The 611-nt window shown below is 54.7% G+C and carries 1 protein-coding gene; it reads left to right on the forward strand.

What is annotated here, in order from left to right:
• The coding region (locus J4685_RS22350; protein WP_139654343.1) for a GTP-binding protein at positions 1-611 on the forward strand (611 nt) is incomplete at both ends.

Below are 611 nucleotides of genomic sequence, written 5' to 3' on the forward strand. Positions count from 1 at the left end.
CAGATGGACGGCGCGATCCTGGTTGTTGCTGCGACTGACGGCCCGATGCCGCAGACCCGTGAGCACATCCTGCTGGGTCGTCAGGTAGGCGTTCCGTACATCATCGTGTTCCTGAACAAATGCGACATGGTTGATGACGAAGAGCTGCTGGAACTGGTTGAAATGGAAGTTCGTGAACTTCTGTCTCAGTACGACTTCCCGGGCGACGACACGCCGATCGTTCGTGGTTCTGCTCTGAAAGCGCTGGAAGGCGACGCAGAGTGGGAAGCGAAAATCATCGAACTGGCTGGCTTCCTGGATTCTTACATCCCGGAACCAGAGCGTGCGATTGACAAGCCGTTCCTGCTGCCGATCGAAGACGTATTCTCCATCTCCGGTCGTGGTACCGTTGTTACCGGTCGTGTAGAACGCGGTATCATCAAAGTGGGCGAAGAAGTTGAAATCGTTGGTATCAAAGAGACTCAGAAGTCTACCTGTACTGGCGTTGAAATGTTCCGCAAACTGCTGGACGAAGGCCGTGCCGGTGAGAACGTAGGTGTTCTGCTGCGTGGTATCAAACGTGAAGAAATCGAACGTGGTCAGGTACTGGCTAAGCCGGGCACCATCAAGCC

Source organism: Salmonella sp. 32100201201700099SM (assembly GCF_017572645.1).
GTDB lineage: Bacteria > Pseudomonadota > Gammaproteobacteria > Enterobacterales > Enterobacteriaceae > Salmonella > Salmonella enterica.